This window comes from Candidatus Microbacterium colombiense (assembly GCA_029203165.1).
In the GTDB taxonomy this organism is placed as follows: domain Bacteria; phylum Actinomycetota; class Actinomycetes; order Actinomycetales; family Microbacteriaceae; genus Microbacterium; species Microbacterium colombiense.
This window is the reverse complement of sequence record CP119308.1, coordinates 3636624-3657259: the sequence shown is the minus strand read 5'-3', so window position 1 is coordinate 3657259 and position 20636 is coordinate 3636624. Positions and strand designations below refer to the sequence as shown.

21 protein-coding genes are annotated in these 20636 nt (G+C 69.4%); 14 read left to right on the top strand and 7 right to left on the bottom strand.

Annotated elements, in window-relative coordinates; genetic code table 11:
- The first annotated feature begins 8 nt into the window (after positions 1-8).
- Positions 9-698: a GNAT family N-acetyltransferase gene (locus P0Y60_17775; GenBank protein ID WEK61127.1), complete on the top strand. Its 690-nt coding sequence runs from the start codon at positions 9-11 to the stop codon at positions 696-698.
- A gap of 6 nt (positions 699-704) precedes the next feature.
- Here P0Y60_17775 and P0Y60_17770 read toward each other — a convergent pair whose 3' ends face one another.
- The gene (locus P0Y60_17770; protein ID WEK61126.1) at positions 705-1118 is read right to left on the bottom strand and encodes a VOC family protein; all 414 of its coding nucleotides are present in this window, start codon (positions 1116-1118) and stop codon (positions 705-707) included.
- A 45-nt stretch (positions 1119-1163) separates the two neighbouring features.
- Positions 1164-2633 (bottom strand): oligopeptide:H+ symporter, encoded by a 1470-nt coding sequence (locus tag P0Y60_17765; GenBank protein WEK61125.1) that lies wholly within the window; start codon positions 2631-2633, stop codon positions 1164-1166.
- A 112-nt stretch (positions 2634-2745) separates the two neighbouring features.
- Here P0Y60_17765 and P0Y60_17760 point away from each other — a divergent pair, with 112 nt between their 5' ends.
- Positions 2746-4131 carry a glycine--tRNA ligase gene (locus P0Y60_17760; GenBank protein WEK61124.1) on the top strand — a complete coding sequence of 462 codons (1386 nt, stop codon included), beginning with the start codon at positions 2746-2748 and terminating at the stop codon, positions 4129-4131.
- 45 nt (positions 4132-4176) lie between these two features.
- Here P0Y60_17760 and P0Y60_17755 read toward each other — a convergent pair whose 3' ends face one another.
- From P0Y60_17755 to P0Y60_17745, 3 genes are read right to left on the bottom strand one after another with little or no spacing between them, the layout of a single operon-like run.
- Positions 4177-4602, bottom strand: coding sequence for a DUF1801 domain-containing protein (locus tag P0Y60_17755; GenBank protein WEK61123.1), 426 nt, complete (start codon positions 4600-4602; stop codon positions 4177-4179).
- The gene (locus P0Y60_17750) at positions 4599-5171 is read right to left on the bottom strand and encodes a Fe-S cluster assembly protein HesB (protein ID WEK61122.1); all 573 of its coding nucleotides are present in this window, start codon (positions 5169-5171) and stop codon (positions 4599-4601) included. The genes P0Y60_17755 and P0Y60_17750 overlap by 4 nt, the downstream gene beginning before the upstream one ends.
- A 32-nt stretch (positions 5172-5203) precedes the next feature.
- Entirely contained in the window at positions 5204-6505 is a 1302-nt protein-coding gene (locus tag P0Y60_17745) for a glutamyl-tRNA reductase (protein ID WEK61121.1), read from the bottom strand.
- A 71-nt stretch (positions 6506-6576) separates the two neighbouring features.
- On the opposite strand from P0Y60_17745, the gene hemE reads away from it, so the two are divergent.
- From hemE to P0Y60_17695, 10 genes are all read left to right on the top strand, one after another.
- Complete coding sequence (hemE, locus tag P0Y60_17740; protein WEK61120.1) at positions 6577-7602, top strand: uroporphyrinogen decarboxylase; 1026 nt, start codon at positions 6577-6579, stop codon at positions 7600-7602.
- Positions 7595-9151, top strand: coding sequence for a protoporphyrinogen oxidase (gene hemG, locus P0Y60_17735; protein ID WEK61119.1), 1557 nt, complete (start codon positions 7595-7597; stop codon positions 9149-9151). The genes hemE and hemG overlap by 8 nt, the downstream gene beginning before the upstream one ends.
- A gap of 123 nt (positions 9152-9274) precedes the next feature.
- Positions 9275-9739, top strand: a complete 465-nt coding sequence (locus P0Y60_17730; protein ID WEK61118.1) for a hypothetical protein — start codon at positions 9275-9277, stop codon at positions 9737-9739.
- 1 nt (position 9740) lies between these two features.
- On the top strand, positions 9741-10148 hold the full coding sequence (locus P0Y60_17725; protein WEK61117.1) for a phage holin family protein: 408 nt from the start codon (positions 9741-9743) through the stop codon (positions 10146-10148).
- Positions 10135-10407 (top strand): hypothetical protein, encoded by a 273-nt coding sequence (locus P0Y60_17720; GenBank protein ID WEK61116.1) that lies wholly within the window; start codon positions 10135-10137, stop codon positions 10405-10407. The genes P0Y60_17725 and P0Y60_17720 overlap by 14 nt, the downstream gene beginning before the upstream one ends.
- 77 nt (positions 10408-10484) lie before the next feature.
- The gene (locus P0Y60_17715; protein ID WEK61115.1) at positions 10485-11162 is read left to right on the top strand and encodes a chlorite dismutase family protein; all 678 of its coding nucleotides are present in this window, start codon (positions 10485-10487) and stop codon (positions 11160-11162) included.
- Positions 11163-11170: 8 nt separating this feature from the next.
- Positions 11171-12169, top strand: coding sequence for a hydroxymethylbilane synthase (gene hemC / locus P0Y60_17710; GenBank protein ID WEK61114.1), 999 nt, complete (start codon positions 11171-11173; stop codon positions 12167-12169).
- Positions 12166-12960: a uroporphyrinogen-III synthase gene (locus P0Y60_17705; protein ID WEK61113.1), complete on the top strand. Its 795-nt coding sequence runs from the start codon at positions 12166-12168 to the stop codon at positions 12958-12960. Before hemC ends, P0Y60_17705 begins: the two co-directional genes overlap by 4 nt.
- Positions 12957-13934 (top strand): porphobilinogen synthase, encoded by a 978-nt coding sequence (gene hemB, locus P0Y60_17700; protein WEK61112.1) that lies wholly within the window; start codon positions 12957-12959, stop codon positions 13932-13934. Before P0Y60_17705 ends, hemB begins: the two co-directional genes overlap by 4 nt.
- Before the next feature lie 30 nt (positions 13935-13964).
- On the top strand, positions 13965-15287 hold the full coding sequence (locus P0Y60_17695) for a glutamate-1-semialdehyde 2,1-aminomutase (protein ID WEK61111.1): 1323 nt from the start codon (positions 13965-13967) through the stop codon (positions 15285-15287).
- Positions 15288-15328: 41 nt separating this feature from the next.
- On the opposite strand, the gene P0Y60_17690 is transcribed toward P0Y60_17695, so the two are convergent.
- Entirely contained in the window at positions 15329-16633 is a 1305-nt protein-coding gene (locus tag P0Y60_17690; protein WEK61110.1) for a DUF222 domain-containing protein, read from the bottom strand.
- 158 nt (positions 16634-16791) lie between these two features.
- Here P0Y60_17690 and P0Y60_17685 point away from each other — a divergent pair, with 158 nt between their 5' ends.
- Positions 16792-17241 carry a hypothetical protein gene (locus P0Y60_17685; protein ID WEK61109.1) on the top strand — a complete coding sequence of 150 codons (450 nt, stop codon included), beginning with the start codon at positions 16792-16794 and terminating at the stop codon, positions 17239-17241.
- Between the two features lie 68 nt (positions 17242-17309).
- Here the strand turns inward: P0Y60_17685 and P0Y60_17680 are convergent, their stop codons facing one another.
- The gene (locus P0Y60_17680; GenBank protein ID WEK61108.1) at positions 17310-19250 is read right to left on the bottom strand and encodes an ATP-binding cassette domain-containing protein; all 1941 of its coding nucleotides are present in this window, start codon (positions 19248-19250) and stop codon (positions 17310-17312) included.
- Positions 19251-19360: 110 nt separating this feature from the next.
- Here P0Y60_17680 and P0Y60_17675 point away from each other — a divergent pair, with 110 nt between their 5' ends.
- Positions 19361-20422: an enoyl-CoA hydratase/isomerase family protein gene (locus P0Y60_17675; protein WEK61107.1), complete on the top strand. Its 1062-nt coding sequence runs from the start codon at positions 19361-19363 to the stop codon at positions 20420-20422.
- The last annotated feature ends 214 nt before the right edge of the window (positions 20423-20636 follow it).

The following is a 20636-nucleotide window of genomic DNA, read 5'->3' as shown; positions in this document are numbered from 1 at the left end:
CTAGGCGCGTGCGAACCATCCGAGATCTCGACACCGTTGAACTCATTCTCGATGCGCAGGGGCTGCTCGACTCCATCCGGGGCCCGCAGCGCGTCGTGGATGCCGGCACCCTGCGCGCGCTGCAGCAATCGGGGAACTACATCGTCGGACTCTTCGACGGCGAGGGCGACGAGGAGCGCATGGTCGGCGCGTCTGTCGCGTTCTTCGGTGAGCCCGGTCGCCGGGCGATGCACTCCCACATCACCGCGCTGATCCCCGAGTACCGCGGACGCGGCTGGGGTCGTGAGCTCAAAGAGCACCAGCGGCAGTGGGCGTTCTCCCGCGATGTGGGCCGCATCACCTGGACGTTCGATCCGCTCGTCGCCCGCAACGCGCACTTCTTCCTCACGGTTCTCGGCGCCCGCGTGACCGGGTACGCGGTGAACGTCTACGGCATCTTCGGCGGCGGTGACGCCGGCGACGAGAGCGATCGCCTCGACGTCGAGTGGGCGCTCGCCGACATCGCGAAGCCCCCGGCGGCCGATGCGGTCGTCGAGACGCTGGAGATCCCCGACGACATCGAGGCCCTGCGTCTGTCCGACCCTGCGGCCGCGCACGAGTGGCGCACGCGCCTGCGCGCCGAGATGGAGGAGCGCCTCGGCCGCGGGCTCCGCATCGCCGGCTTCGACGTGAAGCGCGGCTACCTCTTCACGGCCTGAGCGCGCTCAGCGGGGCGGCAGCACGAAGTCCCCGGTCTCGCCGGGGTTGACCGCGATCTCCCAGCGGAAGCCGTCGGGATCGGTGAAGTAGCCGGAGTACCCGCCCCACACCCGCTGCTGACCGGGGCTCACCGTCGCACCCAGCAGGGCTGCCTCGGCGAGCACATCGTCGACCTCGGCCGGGGTGGCGAGGTTGTGCGCGAGCGTGAGCGGGGCGACCCCGGATGCCGGCGCCTCGCCGATCTCGGCCGTGAAGCCCTCGATCGACCACAGCGACAGGATCAGCCGATCCGCCACGGGGAACATCAGCACGTCGTCGCCCGAGAAGATCGGCTCCCACCCCAGACCGTCGACGTAGAACGCCCGGCTGCGGGCGAGATCGGACACGGCGAGGGTGATGAAGCTGACACGTTGTTCCATGGCGTCAGTCTCGCACCGGCATCCGACAACGCTCGAGGGATGCTCTCAGCGCACGCCCTTCATCAGCCGCATCACGGGCTTGATCGACAGCAGCAGACCGATGCCGACCGCGATCGCGATGGCGCCGAGCAGCGAGAAGTACGGAACCTCGTTGTCGGGGTCGTAGAACTGCACGAGCCAGCCGGAGATGGCCGTTCCCAGTGCGATCGACAGGAAGAACAGCGCCACCATCTGCGTGCGGAAGGCCGCGGGCGCGAGCTTGGTGGCGACCGACAGTCCGACCGGCGACAGCAGCAGCTCGGCGACCGTGAACACGAACAGGATGCCGACGATCGCGAGCAGCGGCGTGGAGTTCTCGCCTCCGCCGGCGAACGGCAGGAAGAGCAGGAACGCCACGCCCATGATGATCGCGCTGAGGCCGAACTTCGCCGGCGTCGACGGCTGCCGCGTGCCCAGTCGCGTCCAGATCGCGGCGAAGACGCCCGAGAGGATGATGATGAACACCGGGTTGATCGACTGCACCGTCGACACCGGGATCTCGATGCCGAACAGCATCCGATCGAGGCGCTTGTCGGAGTAGACCGTGAGCACCGTGAACTGCTGCTGGTACAGCGACCAGAACGCGACGCTGGTGATGAACAGCGGCAGGAATCCCCACACGCGGGAGCGCTCGGTGCTGTCGATCCGCTTGCTGCTCAGGATCACGGCGAAGTAGGCCACGCTGGCGATCACGGTCAGGCCGATCACGATGTCGACGAGGTTGTCGGCGCGGATCACCCCGGTGAGCACCAGCACCGCGATGACCGCCACGGCCGCGACCGCGATGCCGATCACGGCCGGGTACCGGTTCGAGGGGAGCGGGTTCGGCACCGCGCGGGCGGAGTCGGGCAGCGCCTTGCGCCCGAACGTGTACTGCACGAGGCCCAGTGTCATGCCGATCGCGGCGAGCCCGAAGCCGTAGTGGAAGCCGAGTGTGGACTGCAGGATGCCGGTGAGGATCGGCCCGAGGAACGCGCCGAGGTTGATGCCGAGGTAGAATAGCGAGAATCCGGCGTCGCGGCGCGTGTCGTCGGGTGCGTAGAGCGTGCCGACGACCGAGGTCGCGTTGGCCTTCAGCCCACCGGAGCCGAGTGCCACCAGCACCAGCCCGACGCCGACGCCGAGCAGCCCGGGCAGCACTGCGAGGGCGATGTGGCCGGCGACGATCACCATCGCGCTGACGAACAGCACCCGCTCGGAGCCGAAGAGGCGATCGGCCAGCCAGGCGCCGAGGATCGTCGAGAGGTAGACCGAGCCGCCATAGGCGCCGACGATGCCGCCCGCGACCGCCTCCGGGATGCCGAGCCCGCCCTGCGTGGCGGAGTAGTACAGGTAGATCAGCAGGATGCCCTGCATGCCGTAGAAGCTGAACCGCTCCCACATCTCGACGCCGAAGATGTGCACCAGCGACCACGGCTGACCGAAGAAGCGGGTGTCCTGGTCGCGCGCCGGACGCGTCGGATGCGGTGTGCTCATGCTTCGACGGTAGTCCTCGACGCCGTCGCGCACGAGTCGCCCGCGGATAGACTGGAGATGCCGCGGCATCCGCGTGCCGCACCCTCACTCGCATCCGACCATTGGAGCCACCATGGCCGAACAGTCCCGCCTCGACAAGGTCATCGCCCTCGCCCGCCACCGCGGGTTCGTGTTCCAAGCGGGTGAGATCTACGGCGGTTCGCGTTCGGCCTGGGACTACGGCCCCCTCGGCACGGAGCTCAAGGAGAACATCCGTCGGCAGTGGTGGCAGACGTTCGTGCGCGGCCGCGGCGACATGGTCGGCCTCGACTCCAGCATCATCCTCCCCAAGCGCGTGTGGGAGGCATCCGGTCACGTCGCCACCTTCACCGACCCGTTGGTGGAGTGCCTGAGCTGTCACAAGCGCTTCCGCGCCGACAACCTGATCGAGGACTTCGAGGCGCGCAAGGGCCGCAAGGCCGAGAACGGTCTCGCCGACGTTCCGTGCCCGCACTGCGGCACCAAGGGCCAGTACACCGAGCCGAAGTCGTTCTCCGGTCTGGTGAAGACCTACCTCGGTGTCGTCGACGACGAGTCCGGCCTCTACTACCTGCGTCCGGAGACGGCGCAGGGCATCTTCGTGAACTTCTCGAACGTGCTCACCGCGAGCCGCAAGAAGCCGCCGTTCGGCATCGGTCAGGTCGGCAAGGCGTTCCGCAACGAGATCACGCCCGGTAACTTCATCTTCCGCACCCGTGAGTTCGAGCAGATGGAGATCGAGTTCTTCACGCCTCCCGCCGAGGCGCAGGAGTGGTTCGAGCACTGGGTCGAGGCCTGCTGGAACTGGTTCATCGATCTGGGCATCGACCCGGAGAACATGCGCCAGTTCGACGTGCCCGAAGACGATCGCGCGCACTACTCCGCCGGCACGATCGACGTCGAGTACAAGTTCGGCTTCACCGGCAAGGAGTGGGGCGAGCTCATGGGTGTCGCCAACCGCACCGACTACGACCTGACCAGCCACACCGAGGCCTCGGGCCAGAGCCTGACGTACTTCGACCAGGCCACGGGCGAGCGCTACACGCCGTTCGTGATCGAGCCGTCGTTCGGCCTCACGCGCGCGATGATGGCGTTCCTCGTCGACGCATACCGCGAGGAGCAGGTGCCCAACGCCAAGGGCGGCACCGACGTGCGCACCGTCCTCAAGCTCGACCCGCGCCTCGCGCCGGTGAAGGCCGCGGTGCTGCCGCTGTCGCGCAACGAGAAGCTCTCACCGCTCGCCCGTGAGGTCGCCGACACGCTGCGTGCCTCGTGGTCGGTCGACTTCGACGACGCCGGCGCGATCGGCCGCCGCTACCGTCGCCAGGACGAGATCGGCACCCCGTTCTGCGTCACGGTCGACTTCGACTCGCTCGAGGACCGTGCCGTCACCGTGCGCGACCGCGACACCATGGCGCAGGAGCGCGTCTCGATCGACGAGCTGCACACTTACCTCGCCGAGCGCCTGCGCGGCGCCTGAGCGGATGCGGCGTGGCGGGCCTGAGGGCCGGCCACGCCCCCGGCCTCACCCGGTGACGGTCAGCTGCATGTCGTCGGTGCCGCCGGCCTCGACCCAGGCGAGGGAGCGTTCGAGGATGCCGCGCAGCACGTCGAGATCGACGAGCTCCAGGTCCTTGATGTACAGGCATCCGGCGCCACGCGTGTGCGGGCCGAGCCGGTCCAACGCCTCGGTGTGGGCGTCGACACCGTCGAGCAGATAGACGGTGGATGCCGCAGACCGCGGTGCGAAGCCGAGCACACCGCTGTCGCCCTCGGTGCCCGTCGGATAGCGGTAGTGGCACGAGCCGAAGCCGATGATCGTGCCCCAGGTCTGCGGTTCGCGGCCCGAGATCTCCTGCATCAGAGCGGTGAGCGTCTCGGCGTCGCGCTGACGCTTCGCGGGTTTCGCCCGGGCGATCAGACCCGCGACGTCGTCGCCGGTCGGCTTCATTTCGCCGCCTTCGCCGCGGCCTTCATCGCCTTCTTGTGCTCGCGGACCTGCGCGAGCGACTCCGGCGACACGATGTCGGCCACGCTACGGAACGATCCGTCCTCACCGTAGGCGCCGGCGGCCTCGCGCCAGCCCTCGCCGGTGAATCCGTACTGCTTGCCCAGCAGTGCGAGGAAGATCTTGGCCTTCTGCTCGCCGAATCCGGGGAGTGCCTTCAGCCGCGTCAGCACCTCGGCGCCGGACGGATCGCCCTGGGTCCACAGCGCGGCGGCATCGCCGCCCCAGTCCTCGACGAGCGTCTGGCACAGGGTCTGCACGCGCGTGGCCATGGATCCGGGGAACCGGTGCACGGCGGGTGTCTGGCGGAACGCTTCGAGGAACTCGTCCGGGGCCATGGCGGCGATGGCCGTGGCATCCGATGCGCCGGTGCGCTGCTCGATCTTGAGGGGGCCGGCGAACGCGGTCTCCATCGGAACCTGTTGGTCCAGCAGCATCCCGACCAGGAGGGCGAGCGGATTGTCGGTCAGGAGCGCGTCGGCGGCGGTGTCTCCGGTGATGTGAAGGGCCATGCCCTCAGTGTCCCACCTCGGGACGTGCGGCGTCAGGCGGAGGCGGCGGAATCCGCGTCGTCGGCCACGGCTTCGGGCGTGATGCCGTACAGGGCGCCGAGGGCGGCCGTGAACTCGTCGGCGCGTCCGGCCGCGGCGAGCTCGTGGGCGCGGGTCGTGGGCGTGTGCAGGAGCACAGCCGACAGGTGGCGCAGTGCCTGTTCGACGCGTCCGTCCTGGTCGCCGCGGGCGCGGGCTCGATCGATCTCCGAGTCGAGCAGCGAGAAGATGTGCGAACGCAGGGCGACCACCGCGGGGGTGACGCTCTGGCGGGCGCCGACGACGTGGAACGTGTCTGCCGCTTCCCGCACGACGGAGCGTGCGGCATCCGTCGCCTGCAGCTCTTCGAGAGGGGCGTGCAGGCGGATCGTCTCGAGGTCGAGCAGGGCGACGCCTTCGAGCGTGGCGACGGCGGGGTCGACGTTGCGCGGCATGCCGAGGTCGACCACGAGCTGGTTGTGCGAGCCGACCGGGCATCCGATCGCTGCCGGTCCCGTGGGGGCCTGCAGCTGTGCGGGTCCGAGGACCGGCTCGGTGGCGGTCGTGCAGGTGATCAGCAGGCTCGAGCGGGCCGCGGTGCGCGCGTAGTCCTCTGCGGAGACCGGGCGGATGCCGTGCTTCGCAGCGAAGATGTCGGCACGCCCTGACGGAGAGTAGACCGAGATGTTCACGGCGCCGCGCTCGCGCAGTGTGGCGAGCGTCACCGCGGCATAGGCGCCGGTGCCGACGAGGAGCACGCGCTCCGCCGACCAGTCGGCGATGCGGCTGTCGGCGAGTTCGAGCGCGAGGCGCACGAGCGAACGCCCGGCGCGGCCGAGGGCGGTGACGTTCTTGACCTTGCGCTGCGCCTGGCTGGCCCGCTGGAAGAGGCGTTCGAGCTCGGGGGAGGTCGTGCCCTCCTTGCGTGCGGACTTCAGTGCGCGACGCACCTGCCCGGCGATCTCACCTTCGCCGGAGACGACCGACTCGAGCCCGGAGGCGACGGAGAAGAGGTGCTCGGCCACGCGGCGACCGGAGTGCACGGCGTAGGCGCCGTCGAGCTCGGTGGCCGGGACTCCGGTGACGGATTCGACCGCTTCGAGCACGGCTTCGACGCCGATCGCGCCGGCGGCGGTGACCGGCTCATCCATCTCGACGTACGCCTCGAAACGGTTGCAGGTCGCCAGAACGACCGCACCCTGCACGCACGGGGTCATCCCCACCAGAGTGGGGGCGACGCCGTCGGGGGTGCGGCTCAGTCGTTCGAGGAGATCGAAGGAGGCGGTCTTGTGACTCGCCGTGACACACAGCAGCACCCTTCGATTGTACCGGAGTGCGCGCAGGGGTTCTCCGCGTACTCAGAGAACCCGGATGGGAGGATGGGGGTATGGCCCTTTCCGATGCCCCTCTTCTGCGCGCCCTCGCCGGTGATCGTCCGGCCCAGACCCCCGTCTGGTTCATGCGGCAGGCCGGTCGATCCCTCCCGGAGTACCGAGAACTGCGCGTCGGCACCCGGATGCTGGACGCCTGCCTGACCCCCGACCTCGCCGCCGAGATCACGCTGCAGCCCGTGCGCCGGCACGGGGTGGATGCCGCGGTCTTCTTCAGCGACATCGTCATCCCGCTGCGGCTCGCCGGCGTCGACGTCGAGATCGAGCCGGGCCGCGGGCCGGTGTTCGCGAACCCCGTGCGTTCGACCGCCGACGTCGAGCGGATCACCGCGATCGACCCGGAGTCGCTCGACTCCACCGCGATCTCCGAGGCCGTCCGCCTGGTCACGGCCGAACTCGGCGACACCCCGCTGATCGGTTTCGCCGGTGCGCCGTTCACGCTCGCCGCGTACCTGGTCGAGGGTGGACCGTCGAAGGAGCACCTCCGCGCACGGGCCATGATGCACAGCGACCCCGAGGCCTGGAACCGTCTGGCGGGCTGGCTCGCTCAGGTCTCACGGGTGTTCCTGCGTGCGCAGAGCGTCGCCGGAGCATCCGCCGTGCAGCTCTTCGATTCATGGGCGGGTTCGCTCAGCCCGGCCGACTATCGCGGGTTCGTGGCGCCGCACTCGCGCGCCGCCCTGGAAGGGGTCGACGCTCCGAAGATCCACTTCGGCGTCGGCACCGGACCGTTCCTCGCCGACATGCGACTGGACGGCGCGGTCGACGGCGTCGGTGTCGACTGGCGTCAGCCGCTCGACGAGGCTGCCTCAATTCTCGGCCCCGACACCACGGTGCAGGGCAACATCGATCCCGCGCTGCTCTCCGCGCCGTGGCCCGTGCTCGAGGCGCATGTGCGCGACGTGCTGGAGCGCGGACGTGCGGCGCGCGCGCACATCCTCAACCTGGGACACGGCGTGCCGCCCGAGACAGACCCCGATCAGCTCACGCGCATCGTCGAGCTCGTGCACGCGCATGACTGAGTCGTCGACACCGGCTGATCTCGCGGCGCGCGCGGCCGAGAAGCACGTGGTCGTGATCGGCGGCGGGATCGGCGGCCTGCTCGCCGCACTGGAGTGCGCCAAGGTCGGCATGCGGGTCACGCTGCTGGAGGCGACGGATGCCGTGGGCGGCGCGATCCGTCGCACCGAGCTCGACGGCGTCGTGCTCGATGCCGGGGCAGAGAGCTTCGCGACGCGCGGCGGCCACGTGCGCTCACTGCTGCAGGACCTCGGGCTCACCGACCGGATCGTCGCGCCCGCGGCCGGAAGCGCGTGGCTCGCGGGCATCCCCGGCGTGGGAGCCGCCCCGTTGCCTGTCGGCGGGATCCTCGGCATCCCCGCCAATCCTTTCCAGGACGACGTGCGCCGCGTCATCGGCTGGTCGGGCGCGTGGCGCGCCTACCTCGACCGCGTGCGCCCGCCGCTCACCATCGGCCATCAGGCCAGCCTCGGTCGCCTGGTCGCGTCGCGCATGGGCCCGAAGGTGCGCGATCGTCTGGTGGCACCGGTGACGACGGGCGTCTACTCGGCGTCGCCGGACGATGTCGATGTCGACGTGGCCGCCCCCGGATTGAACTCCGCGCTGACGCGTGTCGGGTCGCTGTCCGGTGCGGTGGAGGCGTTGCGCGACGAGGCAGCGTCGAAGGCAGCGTCGGCGAAGGCCGCGGCCAAGGCAGCGGCGAAGGCGCCCGGGGCGGCCGTCGAAGGTCTGCTCGGCGGCATGAGCACGCTGGTCGACGCACTGCTGCACGATCTCGAACGGCTCGATGTCGTCGTGCACACAGGCATTCGCGTCGAAGGCGTCACGCGCGACGACGCGCTCTGGACCGTCGTGGCACGCCCCCAGGAGCCCGAGCCCGAGCCCGAGCCCGAGCCCGAGACCGAGACGGAGGAGGGGGTGCCGCAGGACGATGACCGGCACGTGCTCACCGCGGACGCCGTGATCGTCGCGACCGAGGAGCACGTCGCCCGTGCGCTTCTCGCCGAGTCCGTCCCGGCCCTGTCGACCGCGGTCGCCGCCGCGGCTCCCGAGATCGAGATCGTGACCCTGCTGCTCGACGCTCCCGCGCTCGATGCCGCGCCGCGCGGAACCGGAGTGCTCACCGTGCCGGGCAGCCACACCGCGAAAGCCCTCACACACTCGACCGCGAAGTGGGAGTGGGTGCGCGCAGCCGCCGGTCGCCGACACGTCGTGCGGGTCTCGTTCGGCGCCCAGGGCGAGCCGGCCGCGACCGCCGCTCTCGACGACGAGGCCGCCGCGCGACTGGCGTTGAGCGAGGCGTCCGCCCTTCTGGGCGTTCCGCTCGCCGCGTCGACGCTCGTCGCAGCGGATCGTTCGCGGTACGTGCAGTCGCAGCCCGCCTCGATCATCGGCTCCGGTGAACGTCGGGCGGCGGCGCGCGCGGCCGTGCAGGAGACACCGGGTCTCGCCGCGGTCGGCGCCTGGCTCGCCGGAACGGGGCTCGCGCAGGTCGTGCCGGATGCGGTGGGCGAGGCCGATCGACTTCGCCGCGCGCTTCTGTGGGAGTGAGACGGGTTCACCTGTCAACCCCCTGACGTTTAGATGCCGAAATCGGCATACGGGGTTACGCTGGATACCTGGCCGACGGGGATCGAAGCCTGCGGCTCGACCGGAACAAGGTGAGGAGACCCCATGAAGGGGAAGATCGGACTCGTCGTCGGACTCGGCGTGGGGTACGTCCTCGGCACGCGTGCCGGACGGGAGCGTTACGAGCAGATCAAGACGCAGTGGCTCAAAGTGTGGGAGCTGGATCCCGTGCAGGAGCGCGTCGAGCAGGCCAAGAGCTTCGTCGGCGACAAGGCCGCTGCGGTGCCCGGCGCCCTCTGGAACGGTGCGATGAAGATCGTGAAGTCCGTGCAGGGTAACGGCACGCCCGGCGAGAAGCTCGACTCGGCGATCGCCAAGAGCAAGGACGCCGTCGAGGACGTCGCGGATGCCGCAGAGGATGCCGCCGACGCAGCGAAGGCCGCCGCCAAGAAGGCGACCTCGACGAGCGCATCGGCCAAGCGCACCAGCACGCGAAGCACCAGCACCAGGAGCGCCGCCGCCAAGAGCACGAGTGCGAAGACCTCCCCGGCGAAGAAGACGGGCGCCTGAGATGCCTCGCGGATACCGGGATCGGGCTGACGACGGACTGCTGACCCTCCTCGGCGATCTCCCCGAGCTCGTCACGAACCTCGTCAAGGCCGAGATCGATTCGGCCAAGGCGTGGATCTCGCGGACGGCGAAGGACGCCGGTATCGGATCGGTGTGGTTCCTGGTCGCCCTGTTCTTCCTGTTCTGGGCGGTGCCGGTCATCCTGGTGTTCGCGATCGCCGGCCTCTCGTCGTGGTGGCCCGTGTGGCTCTCCGCGATCGCGGTGTTCGGCATCCTGATCCTCGCCGTGCTGCTGTTCGCTCTGCTCGGCATCCTGAAGTTCCGCAAGGTGCTCGCTCGACAGAACCCGGCCCAGGCCGTGGCCGAAGACATCCGAATCGTGAAGGACGCCGGCGATGACCGCTTCTGACAACCTCCCTCGGACCGCCGTTCCGGCGGGCATCGTCGACCCCGTCGCTTCGGCGCGCGCTGAGTTGAAGGCCGCTCTCGCAGCGATCGAGGTCAAGGGCAACATCCCTCGCCGCGTCGAGAAGGCCTCTGTGCGAGCCGCTGCCAAGGCGCGCGTGTTCGCCGACCGCAACCCGCTCGGTGCTGTCGCGGCGGCTGTCGGAATCGCCGCTGTCGTCGGTGGCGCCGTCTGGGCCATCGCCCGAGCGCTCTCGCGCTGACCCGCTCGCCCTCCGCGGCGACGATCCACGAGATGCCCGCGTTCGCGGGCGTCTCGCAAAGAGTGCAGACTGGGGGCATGTCCGAAGTGCGCGAAGAGAACCCGTCCGGCTTCACCCTCTGGGCGGTCTGGCGACGCAATCCCGATGTTCCCGTCACCGAGTCCGACTCGACGGAGCTGGAGACGATCGTCTCCTACGTCGAGGATTCCGGAGTGACCGTGCGCGGCTTCTATGACGTCTCCGGGCTCAAGGCCGATGCCGATCTGCTCGTCTGGCTCCACGGAGACACCGCCGAGGAATTGCAGAAGGCGTTGCGCCGACTGCGTCGCACCGAACTGCTGCGTTCGCTGCTGCCGGTGTGGAACGTCATGGGCGTGCACCGCGATGCCGAGTTCAACCGCGCGCATGTGCCCGGTTTCCTGCGCGGTGTCGAGCCCAAGGACTGGCTGTGCCTCTACCCGTTCGTCCGCACGCCGGAGTGGTACCTGGCGCCCGAGGACGAGCGTCGCAAGATGCTCGCCGATCACGGACGCAAGGGTGCCGCCTTCACCGGAGTCATCGCGAACACCGTCGCGGCTTTCGCGCTGGGCGACTATGAGTGGATCCTGCCGCTCGAGGCCGATGACGTCACCGAGCTCGTCGATCTCATGCGCGACCTCCGGTACACCGACGCTCGTCTGTACGTGAAGGAGGAGCTGCCGTTCTACACGGGCCGCAGGCTCCGGTTCGACGAGATCGCGGACGTCCTCCAGTAAGGCGCGCGATGAGCACTCCGATCCGTCTGGGAACCCGGCGCAGCGCACTCGCGCAGGCGCAGTCCGGTCATGTCGCCGCCGCCCTCGAGAAGGTCAGCGGCCGCTCCGTCGAGCTCGTGCCGATCACGTCGGAGGGCGACACGAACCGTGCCTCGTTGTCCGAGATCGGTGGGCAGGGCATCTTCGCCACCCGACTTCGCGAAGCACTGCTCGCGGGGGAGTGCGACTTCCTCGTCCACTCGTTGAAGGATCTCCCGACGGCCATTCCCGATGGCCTGGTGATCGCGGCGACACCGACGCGCGAAGATGCGAGAGACGTGGTGCTCACCCGCACGGGCGTCGCGCTGCATGAACTGCACTCCGGAAGCACCGTGGGCACCGGCGCCCCGCGTCGTGTGGCACAGGTGCATCGACGGGCGCCGCACGCCCGTGTCGTCGATATCCGGGGCAACGTGGACTCCCGGTTGGCTCGCGTCTCGTCGGGTGAGTTGGATGCCGTGATCCTCGCGGCGGCCGGCCTGTCGCGGCTCGGTTCCGACTCGCCTCTGCGTCGCGAAGACCTCGGTCTCGCGGAATGGCCGACGGCTCCCGGCCAGGGGTCACTCGCGGTGGAGACGACCGTCGGTGCACCGCCCGAGTTGCTCGCGGCGCTGTCGGCCCTCGACGACGGTCCGACGCGTCTGGCGATCACGGTGGAGCGCGCGATCCTCGAAGGACTCGACGCGGGATGCCAGGCTCCGATGGCCGCGCACGCGGTCGTCGACGGCACCTCCGTGCGGGTCAGAACCGTCGTCTATTCGCCCGAAGGTGACCGCCGAATCGGCCTCGACGTCACGGAAGACCTGAACGGGGAGTATATTCGTCGGAACGGCAGTGGCAATGGAGCGGATGCTGCCGATGGTGCAGGCCCGATGCACGCAGCACGCGAGCTCGGGTTGACTGTTGCCCGTCGGTTGCTCGATCAAGGGGCGGCCGACCTCGTCTCCCGAGAGCATCTTTCCTCATGACATCCGATTCGAAGCAGGACCGACCACTGGACGGCTGGCGCATCCTCGTGCCCCGCGGAGGGCCGTGGGGCGACGGCGTCGCCGCCAGTCTGCGTGCCCAGGGAGCGATCCCGGTCGTCGCGCCGCTGATCAACTTCGCGCCCACCACCGACCAGGCGGCCCTCGACCTCGCGCTCGAGCAGCTCGCGGCGGGGGAGTTCGACTGGTTGACGGTCACGAGCGCCACCACCGTCGACGTGCTGTTCGCCCACCGCGCCGTGGTTCCGCCGAACACCAGGATCGCCGCGGTCGGCGAGACCACCGCCGCCGCGCTGCAGGCGGTGGGTTACGAGGTCGCCCTCGTGCCCGCACAGGACAACTCCGCCGAGGGGATGGCCGAGCAGCTCATCGCTCTCGAGACCGATCCCCGACGCATCCTGGCGCTGCGTAGCGAGATCGCTAAACCCGTGCTCAGCGTGCTGCTGTCGGATGCCGGCCATGACGTGCACAGCGTCGTCGCCTACCGCACGGTCGGTGTGCCGGTGACGGATCGCATCAAGCGCGACGTCGAGAACGGCCGCATCAACGCGATCCTCATCACGAGCGGATCGGTCGCGGAACAGGTGCGTGAGCAGTTCCCCGAGATCCCTGACGAGACGCTGCTCGCCGCGATCGGACCCCGTACGGCTCGTGACGCCGCGAAGGCAGGTCTGCCGGTCTCGGTCGTCGCCGATCGTCAGACCGTCGATGCGCTCATCGACGCCGTCTCGCACTTCACACTCCCGCACGCGGCCGACGAGTTCGCGCCGTGAGCTTCCCCGATGTCCGCCTGAGGCGCCTGCGCCAGTCGCCGGCGGTGCGCGACCTGGTGCGCGAGACCTCGCTCCAGCCGCGGCAGCTCGTGCTGCCGATGTTCGTGCGCGAGGGCATCACCGAACCCGTGCAGATCGGGTCGATGCCCGGTGTCGCGCAGCACTCGCTCGCTTCGCTGCGTGCGGCAGCCGCCGAGGCCGCCGAGGCCGGTGTCGGCGGAGTGATGCTGTTCGGCGTGCCGTCGGTGCGCGATGCGCGCGGCTCCGGAGCCGACGACCCCCGCGGCATCCTCAACGTGGCGACGGAGGCACTGGCCGCCGAGGTGGGCGATGCCCTCGTCGTGCAGACCGACCTGTGCCTCGACGAGTTCACCGATCACGGCCACTGCGGCGTGCTCGCCGAGGACGGTTCCGTCGACAACGACGCGACTCTCGAGCGGTACGCATCGATGGCCATCGCTCAGGCGCGCGCCGGGTCACAGCTGCTCGGGCTGTCGGGCATGATGGACGGTCAGGTCGCGGTGATCCGTGCGGCACTCGACGCCGAGGGCTTCACGCAGACGCTGATCCTGGCGTACGCGGCCAAGTACGCCAGTGCGTTCTACGGCCCCTTCCGTGAGGCCGTCGACTCGCAACTCACGGGCGACCGCCGCACGTATCAGCTGGATCCGGGCAACCGCCGCGAGGGTGTGCGCGAGGCCGTCGTCGATGAGGCCGAGGGCGCCGACATCGTCATGGTGAAGCCCGCGATGGCTTTCCTCGATGTACTCCGCGAAGTGCGCGACACCGTCAGTATTCCGGTCTGGGCATACCAGGTGTCCGGCGAGTACGCGATGATCGAGGCTGCCTCCGCGAACGGCTGGATCGACCGTCGGGCCGCGATCCTGGAGTCCCTCCTGTCGATCCGTCGCGCGGGCGCCGATGCCGTATTGACCTACTGGGCGACCGAGGCCGCGCGCTGGTTGCGCGACTGAGCAGACGCCCCGAATCCTCGGAGCAACATCATGACCGATCGCAATGACGACCTCTTCTCCGCTGCCCGTGCGGTGATCCCCGGCGGGGTGAACTCTCCGGTGCGCGCCTATGGTTCGGTCGGTGGCACCCCTCGCTTCCTCGCCTCGGCGAAGGGTGCACGGGTGACGGATGCCGCGGGCGCCGAGTACATCGATCTCGTGGCGTCGTGGGGGCCTGCGCTCCTCGGCCACGCCCACCCGGAGATCGTGGCGGCCGTGCAGGAAGCCGCGACCCGTGGTCTCTCGTTCGGCGCGCCGACGGAGGGTGAGGTCGAGCTCGCTGCCGTGATCGCGGACCGTGTGCGCTTCGGTGAGACGCGTCCGATCGAGCGTGTGCGCCTGGTGTCGACGGGTACCGAGGCGACCATGACCGCGATCCGCCTCGCCCGTGGCGCGACGGGTCGCGATCTGCTGGTGAAGTTCGCCGGCCACTATCACGGCCACTCCGACGGCCTGCTCGCGGAAGCCGGATCGGGTGTCGCGACCCTGGCGTTGCCGGGTTCTGCCGGTGTGCCGGCACCGATCGCGGCGCAGACCCTCGTGATCGGCTACAACGACCCTGAGGCGCTCGCGGCCGTCTTCGCCGAGCATGGCGCGCGCATCGCGGCGGTCATCGTCGAGGCGTCTGCGGCGAACATGGGAGTGGTCGCTCCGCTGCCCGGGTTCAACCGGCTGATCGCCGACACCGCGCACGCGCATGGTGCGCTGATGATCCTCGATGAGGTGCTCACGGGCTTCCGCGTGCACTCTGCCGGATTCTGGGGATTGCAGGCCGAAGCGGGCGAGGACTACCTTCCCGACATCTTCACCTTCGGCAAGGTCGTCGGCGGAGGAATGCCGCTCGCCGCGCTCGGTGGTCGCGCCGAGGTCATGGACCTGCTCGCCCCGCTCGGCCCCGTGTACCAGGCCGGGACGCTGTCGGGGAACCCGCTCTCGGTCGCGGCGGGCTTGGCGACCCTGCGGCTGGCGACGCCCGAGGTCTACGCCACGGTGAACGCCGCTGCGGATCGCGTCGCCACCGCTCTCGACGCCGCACTGACGGACGCCGGTGTCACCCACGCTGTCGCCCGCGCCGGCAGCCTGTTCAACGCGTCGTTCCGTGCCTCCGCGCCGCGCGACTACGCCGAGGCGCAGGCACAGGAGTCGTTCCGATACGCCCCGTTCTTCCACTCTCTGCGCGAGCAGGGCATCGCCCTTCCGCCGAGCGTCTTCGAAGCCTGGTTCCTCACCGCGGCTCACGGCGAGGACGAGCTGCAGCGCATCGAGGCCGCGCTTCCGGCCGCGGCTGAGGCTGCGGCAGCCGCGCACGCCTGACGCTGCGTACGTAGGGGGCGCGCTCGTCTGATGCTGCATCCTCATACGAACATCACCCGGCGGGGTGGCGGATCGCCGTAATGGCGACCGAGCGGACTGACCCAGTCGAGGGTTCCGTCGGGTAGCTGTCGCGCGGTCCAGCGGTGGCGCTCGTCGAGATCGGGATGCTTCAGCACGTGGTGTCCGGTGCAGAAGTGACTGAGGTTGCGCAGACTCGTGCGTCCGCCCCGCGCGTGGTCGTGATTGTGATCGATCTGGCAGCGGCGCACCGGCATCCGACAGCCCGGGAAGCGGCAGTGTTGATCGCGCGCGCGCAGGAACCGACGCATGCCCTCGGTCGGGCTGTACGTGTCGGTCTCGGTGACCATCCCGGAAGGATCGAGGAACAGCCGTGACCAGCCGCCGTTGCGCCCGGCGAGATCGCGGGCGATATCGGGATCGATCGGCCCGAATCCGTCGAGTTCCGCTGGGCGGTCGTCGGCACCGATGAGCGTGGAGGCGGCCACCGTGACCTGGATGTGCGCCTGAACGCGATCGATGCCCGCGCCCGCCACCTCGCTGGGATCGGCTGCGAGCAGCAGATCGGTCAGGAGGTCCGTACGCACCTGGTCGATCGTTCGCGCATCGGGAAGCGGGTCTGTGGCGAAGGTGTCGTGCGAGCCGAAGATGCTCTTCGGCTCGATGTCGTCTCGCGTCGCGATCACCTGACGGGCGAGCTGCGTGAGTCGGTCGACGATGGCGGCCGCCAAGTGCTCGGGGAGCACGACGGTGAGCAGGGCCAGGCCGTCGTCGACGGAGCGCATCGTGACGCGTCGCTCGGACAGGGCGCGGCGATGGCGGTCGACCAGCGTGTCGCCGCTCAGAGCGGCGGCGATCTGTCGCACCAGCGAACGGGTGCGTGCTGGGGTCTCCTGCTCGGCGGCGACCGCAGCAGCGGTGTCGTAGAAACCCAGCGCCGCGGCATCCGCTCTGCCCTCCCGTACAGCCTCTCGCACGACCGATCCGGCGCGCACGATCTCCCGCACATGCGCCGCCGTGATCGCCCCCGTGCGGAACGACGCCCGGCTCGCAGGGTGGTCGGAATCGAGGAAGGCCGCGTCGCTGAACGCGTACTCGATGCTGCCCTGCGCGACGCGACCGGCAGCCGAATACTCGGCGACCATCGACCGATGGATCGTGTCGCGATGGTAGGGATTCTCGCGGGCGTCGGCATCACGCAGGCGCAGGCGATCGGCGAGGAGTTCGGCGGATTCCGACTCGAGCCGCGCGATCTGTCGACGCTTCTCGACCCACGCATCCAGCAACGCCGCGCGCTGATCCGGCTCGTCGGAGGAGGTCGATGTCATGCTGCTATTTTAGAACATATGTACGACACTCCAGAGAAGTTATCCACAAGGCCGCACGTTCACGGGGCGCCCGCGCTGGTGGCTTCCGACAACGGATCGTTGTGTTCCTGTGAGCAACTTCCAGACAACTGGCAGGGCGGCGCTGGCAGACTGGAGTCATGGTGACGTTGCTCCTGGATCAGACGCAACTCGAGGTCGTGCTCTCGCCGATCGAGCGTGCAGCCACCTTTCACCGGGACAATCTCCGGATCGTGCGCGACACGATCACCAAAGTCCAGCTGACCGACGATGCCTGGACCTGGCTGCGTGGAGTGCCGAATCCCGGCACCCACATCCCGGGGATCCTCGCTGCCGGCAGTTGGAAAGCGGCGGGAAGCCTCGACTTCGTGCTGATCCGCCGTCGCCGCCCCAGTGTGGTGATCGACCTCGACGGTGAAGAGCAGTACCGGCGCTTGATCCTCACCACCAGCCACGGACTCGCGCTCACGCAGGCACTGCGCCTGGACGTGTCGACCGAGGCGGCCGACGTCGAGGAGATCGTCGCCACGGCGCCCACTCCGGTCTCGAAGGGCAGTCGTCGCCCTGTGATCCGGCCCCGACCGGCCTGACCCGCATACTCACAGAGAAGCCCTCCACGACCGATGGTCGCGGAGGGCTTTCTCGTCAGCGGATGCCGTCAGTCCTGACGGTGCTCACCTTCGTGGTGCTCGTGGTGCTCACCCTCGTGGTGCTCGTGCTCGCCACTGCGATGGCTCTCGTCGGAGGAGACATCCGGCGCGCCCGGCTCCTCGGAGCCCGTAGCCGGCACGGTGTCGATCACGCCGGTGGACGCGACGCTCCACTGGGTCTCGGGCGAGGCGTCGTCGGACGTCTCGGCATCTCCGAGCGGGTAGTCCTTCGGTTCGTCCTCGTAGTAGGCCCGGGCCGCTGCGGCCAGCATCGAGCTCACGGCCGCGGAGCGGGGGTCGTCGGTCGCCTCGGCGTCGTCGGACTCGTCGGATGCCGACTCTCCTGCTCCGCCGAGATCATCGAAGATCTCGATCCCCGACGGTTCCCCGTCGATCTGGTCGTCGGAGTTCGCATCGTCGGAGTTCGCATCGTCGGCGGTGTCGGCGGGGGCAGCCTCTGCGGCAGACTCCTCAGCGTTCGATTCCGACTCCGACGCCCCGGCATCGGCGAAGATCTGCTCGACGTCGTGCGTCTGCCCGTCGGACGGAAGAGCGAAGGCCGGAGTAGACGTCTCGGCAGTGACGGGAGCCGCAGTGCCGAACAGGATCTGGTCGAACGACGGCGCGACGGGTGCGTCCTCAGCGTCCTCGACGGACGGCTCCTCGACCTCAGCCTCGGGCTCAGTCTCAGCAGCTTCCTCCGCAGGAGCGCTCTCGGCCACAGACTTGTCGGCTTCTGCGCTCTCGTCGACGGCAACGGCGGCATCCATGCCGGTGTTCTCGATCTCCGCCTCGGTGACGTCGTGGTCGATCGCGTCGTGGACGGAGGCATCGATGTCGGCGGCGATCGCGGCTGCGGCGACGGGGTCGGACGGTGCGGTGTCGGCCACGGCTGCGGCGACCGCCGCCACCTCGGCGACCTCGGCGTCATCCGCGGCGATCGTGATCGCGGTGGTCTCCGCCTGCTCCTGCTGCTCCGCCTCCGCCGGCTCCTGTGCCGTCGGCGTCGGGGGAGCGACGAGCTGGGATGCCGCGGCGGAGGCGCGCGGCTCCAGCTTTCCGCCGCGCACGAGTTCGATGAAGACGTCCTCCAGCGTGGGGCCGCGCTGCACCAGCGTGCTCAGGGCGATCCCGGCGGCTGCCGCGACGGCTCCGACCGTTCCGGCATCCCCACCGCGCACGGTGAGACCGGAGCGCAGCACCTCGACGTCGAAACCGGCCGTCGAGAGCGCCGTCGTCAGGGCGGCGCGATCGGCGGCATCCACGACGACCGAGCCCGCATTCGGGTCGGCCAGCTGCTCGATGCCGCTGGACAGCACCAGCTGTCCCTTCGACAGCACGAGAACGTTGTCGGCGACCTGCTCGACCTCGCTCAGCACGTGTGAGGAGACGAGTACGGTACGGCCCTCATCCGCCAGACGGCGCATCAGCAGGCGCATCCACCGGATGCCCTCGGGGTCGAGTCCGTTCGCGGGCTCATCGAAGACGAGCGCTCCGGGGTCGCCGAGCAGGGCGTGAGCGACGCTCAGGCGCTGGCGCATGCCGAGTGAGAACCCGCCGATCCGGGAGTCCTCCTCGCCGGCGAGTCCGACCAGACCGAGCACCTCGCCGACACGCGCCAGCGGGATGCCGTTGGCCTTCGCGGCGATCGTCAGCTGTCGGCTGGCCGTGCGGCGAGGGCGGTACACCGTCTCCTCGAGCACGGAGCCGATCGTGCGCAGCGGCTGGCGGAGCTCGGCGTACGAGGTACCGCCGATCGTCGCGGTGCCGGAGGTCGCACGCACCTGGCCGAGCAGGATGCGCAGCGTGGTGGTCTTGCCGGCGCCGTTCGGGCCGAGAAAAGCAGTGACTGCACCGGGCTCGACACGAGCAGAGAGGTCGGAGACGGCGGTCACCTCATTGAAGCGCTTCGTCACATGCGTGAACTCGAGCACCTGTCCGTCGGGCATCCGCGACCTCTCCTTGCATTGGGCACTTCCCTCTATCCTGCCGGAAAAGCCGTCGGATCGCGTATTTCATGCACATTCCCCCCTCCTGTGATCGGGGTAGCCTGGCTCCCGTGACCGATTCCACACCTGCTCCCCGTGTCCTCATCCGCACGGAAGGAGCGCTGGGACGCCTCACCCTGAACCGCCCCGAAGCAATCAACGCGCTCGATCTCGGCATGATCGAGGCGCTCACCGCGACCCTGCACGCGTGGCGCGACGACACAGACGTGCAGATCGTCATGATCGACGGTGAAGGGGAGCGCGGAATGTGCGCCGGGGGAGACGTGAGGGCGCTGCACGCGCAGATCGTGTCGGGTCGCGCCGACGAGACCGCCGCGTTCTTCCGTGCCGAGTACGCCCTCAACGCCATGATCGCGGAGTACCCGAAGCCGGTCGTGGCGATCGCCGACGGCATCACGATGGGCGGCGGCATCGGGCTGGCCGGGCACGCCGCCATCCGCATCGTCACCGAACGCTCCAAGCTCGCGATGCCGGAGACCCGCATCGGCTTCACGCCCGACGTGGGAGGAACCTGGCTGCTCGGCCACGCCCCCGGACGGTTCGGGGAGTACTTCGGCCTCACGGGATCGACGATGAACGGCGCGGATGCCGTCTACCTCGGCTTCGCCGACCACGTGGTGCCGTCCGAGCGCCTGGATGCGCTGCGCGAGGCGCTGGCCTTCCGAGCCGACCCGACCGGCCCCAGCGAGATCGTGCTGCTGTTCGACGAGACCCCCGATCCCACGGAACTCCCGCAGATCCGCGAGGCGATCGACGAGGCGTTCTCCGCCCCCGACGTATCCGGGATCGTGGAGCGTCTTCACGCGCAGGGCACGACGGATGCCGCGGCCATCGCCGACCTGCTCGAGGGCCTCGCGCCCACCGGTCTGGTCGTCACGCTCGACGCGGTGCGCGAGGCGCGGGATGTGTCGGGCCTGCGTCAGGCGCTCGAGGGCGAGTACCGCCGCGTGCTGTGGTTCGTGAACGAGCATCCCGACCTCGTCGAGGGCATCCGTGCACAGCTCGTCGACAAGGATCGCAATCCCCGGTGGCAGCCGGCGACGCTGGCCGAGCTCGCCCCCGACGCGGGCGCAGACGCTCGGGCCTACGTGCCGCAGCATCCCCTGTTCTGAGTTCTCGCTGAGCTGCACCGCTTTCGCGGCCTCGAGTTGGCACCTGTTGTCGGTGTACTGCCGCGATTCCGACGTGAGGTGCCAAGTCGGGGCGGGGGATGCCGAGGGAGTTGGCACCTGTTTCTTCTCCGGGGTGCAGAAACCGCAGGCCGTGGGAGATAACGGTTCGCTGTCAGCGAAGGTCCCCCTTTAGGGGGATACGAATGTCGGTGGT

What these genes read in the sequence shown, in the direction of transcription:
- P0Y60_17770 (WEK61126.1), bottom strand. Translation starts at nt 1,118, where the DNA reads ATGGAACAACGTGTCAGCTTCATCACCCTCGCCGTGTCCGATCTCGCC.
- P0Y60_17765 (WEK61125.1), bottom strand. Translation starts at nt 2,633, where the DNA reads ATGAGCACACCGCATCCGACGCGTCCGGCGCGCGACCAGGACACCCGC.
- P0Y60_17760 (WEK61124.1), top strand. Translation starts at nt 2,746, where the DNA reads ATGGCCGAACAGTCCCGCCTCGACAAGGTCATCGCCCTCGCCCGCCAC.
- P0Y60_17755 (WEK61123.1), bottom strand. Translation starts at nt 4,602, where the DNA reads ATGAAGCCGACCGGCGACGACGTCGCGGGTCTGATCGCCCGGGCGAAA.
- P0Y60_17750 (WEK61122.1), bottom strand. Translation starts at nt 5,171, where the DNA reads ATGGCCCTTCACATCACCGGAGACACCGCCGCCGACGCGCTCCTGACC.
- hemE (WEK61120.1), top strand. Translation starts at nt 6,577, where the DNA reads ATGGCCCTTTCCGATGCCCCTCTTCTGCGCGCCCTCGCCGGTGATCGT.
- hemG (WEK61119.1), top strand. Translation starts at nt 7,595, where the DNA reads ATGACTGAGTCGTCGACACCGGCTGATCTCGCGGCGCGCGCGGCCGAG.
- P0Y60_17730 (WEK61118.1), top strand. Translation starts at nt 9,275, where the DNA reads ATGAAGGGGAAGATCGGACTCGTCGTCGGACTCGGCGTGGGGTACGTC.
- P0Y60_17725 (WEK61117.1), top strand. Translation starts at nt 9,741, where the DNA reads ATGCCTCGCGGATACCGGGATCGGGCTGACGACGGACTGCTGACCCTC.
- P0Y60_17720 (WEK61116.1), top strand. Translation starts at nt 10,135, where the DNA reads ATGACCGCTTCTGACAACCTCCCTCGGACCGCCGTTCCGGCGGGCATC.
- P0Y60_17715 (WEK61115.1), top strand. Translation starts at nt 10,485, where the DNA reads ATGTCCGAAGTGCGCGAAGAGAACCCGTCCGGCTTCACCCTCTGGGCG.
- hemC (WEK61114.1), top strand. Translation starts at nt 11,171, where the DNA reads ATGAGCACTCCGATCCGTCTGGGAACCCGGCGCAGCGCACTCGCGCAG.
- P0Y60_17705 (WEK61113.1), top strand. Translation starts at nt 12,166, where the DNA reads ATGACATCCGATTCGAAGCAGGACCGACCACTGGACGGCTGGCGCATC.
- P0Y60_17695 (WEK61111.1), top strand. Translation starts at nt 13,965, where the DNA reads ATGACCGATCGCAATGACGACCTCTTCTCCGCTGCCCGTGCGGTGATC.
- P0Y60_17690 (WEK61110.1), bottom strand. Translation starts at nt 16,633, where the DNA reads ATGACATCGACCTCCTCCGACGAGCCGGATCAGCGCGCGGCGTTGCTG.
- P0Y60_17685 (WEK61109.1), top strand. Translation starts at nt 16,792, where the DNA reads ATGGTGACGTTGCTCCTGGATCAGACGCAACTCGAGGTCGTGCTCTCG.
- P0Y60_17680 (WEK61108.1), bottom strand. Translation starts at nt 19,250, where the DNA reads ATGCCCGACGGACAGGTGCTCGAGTTCACGCATGTGACGAAGCGCTTC.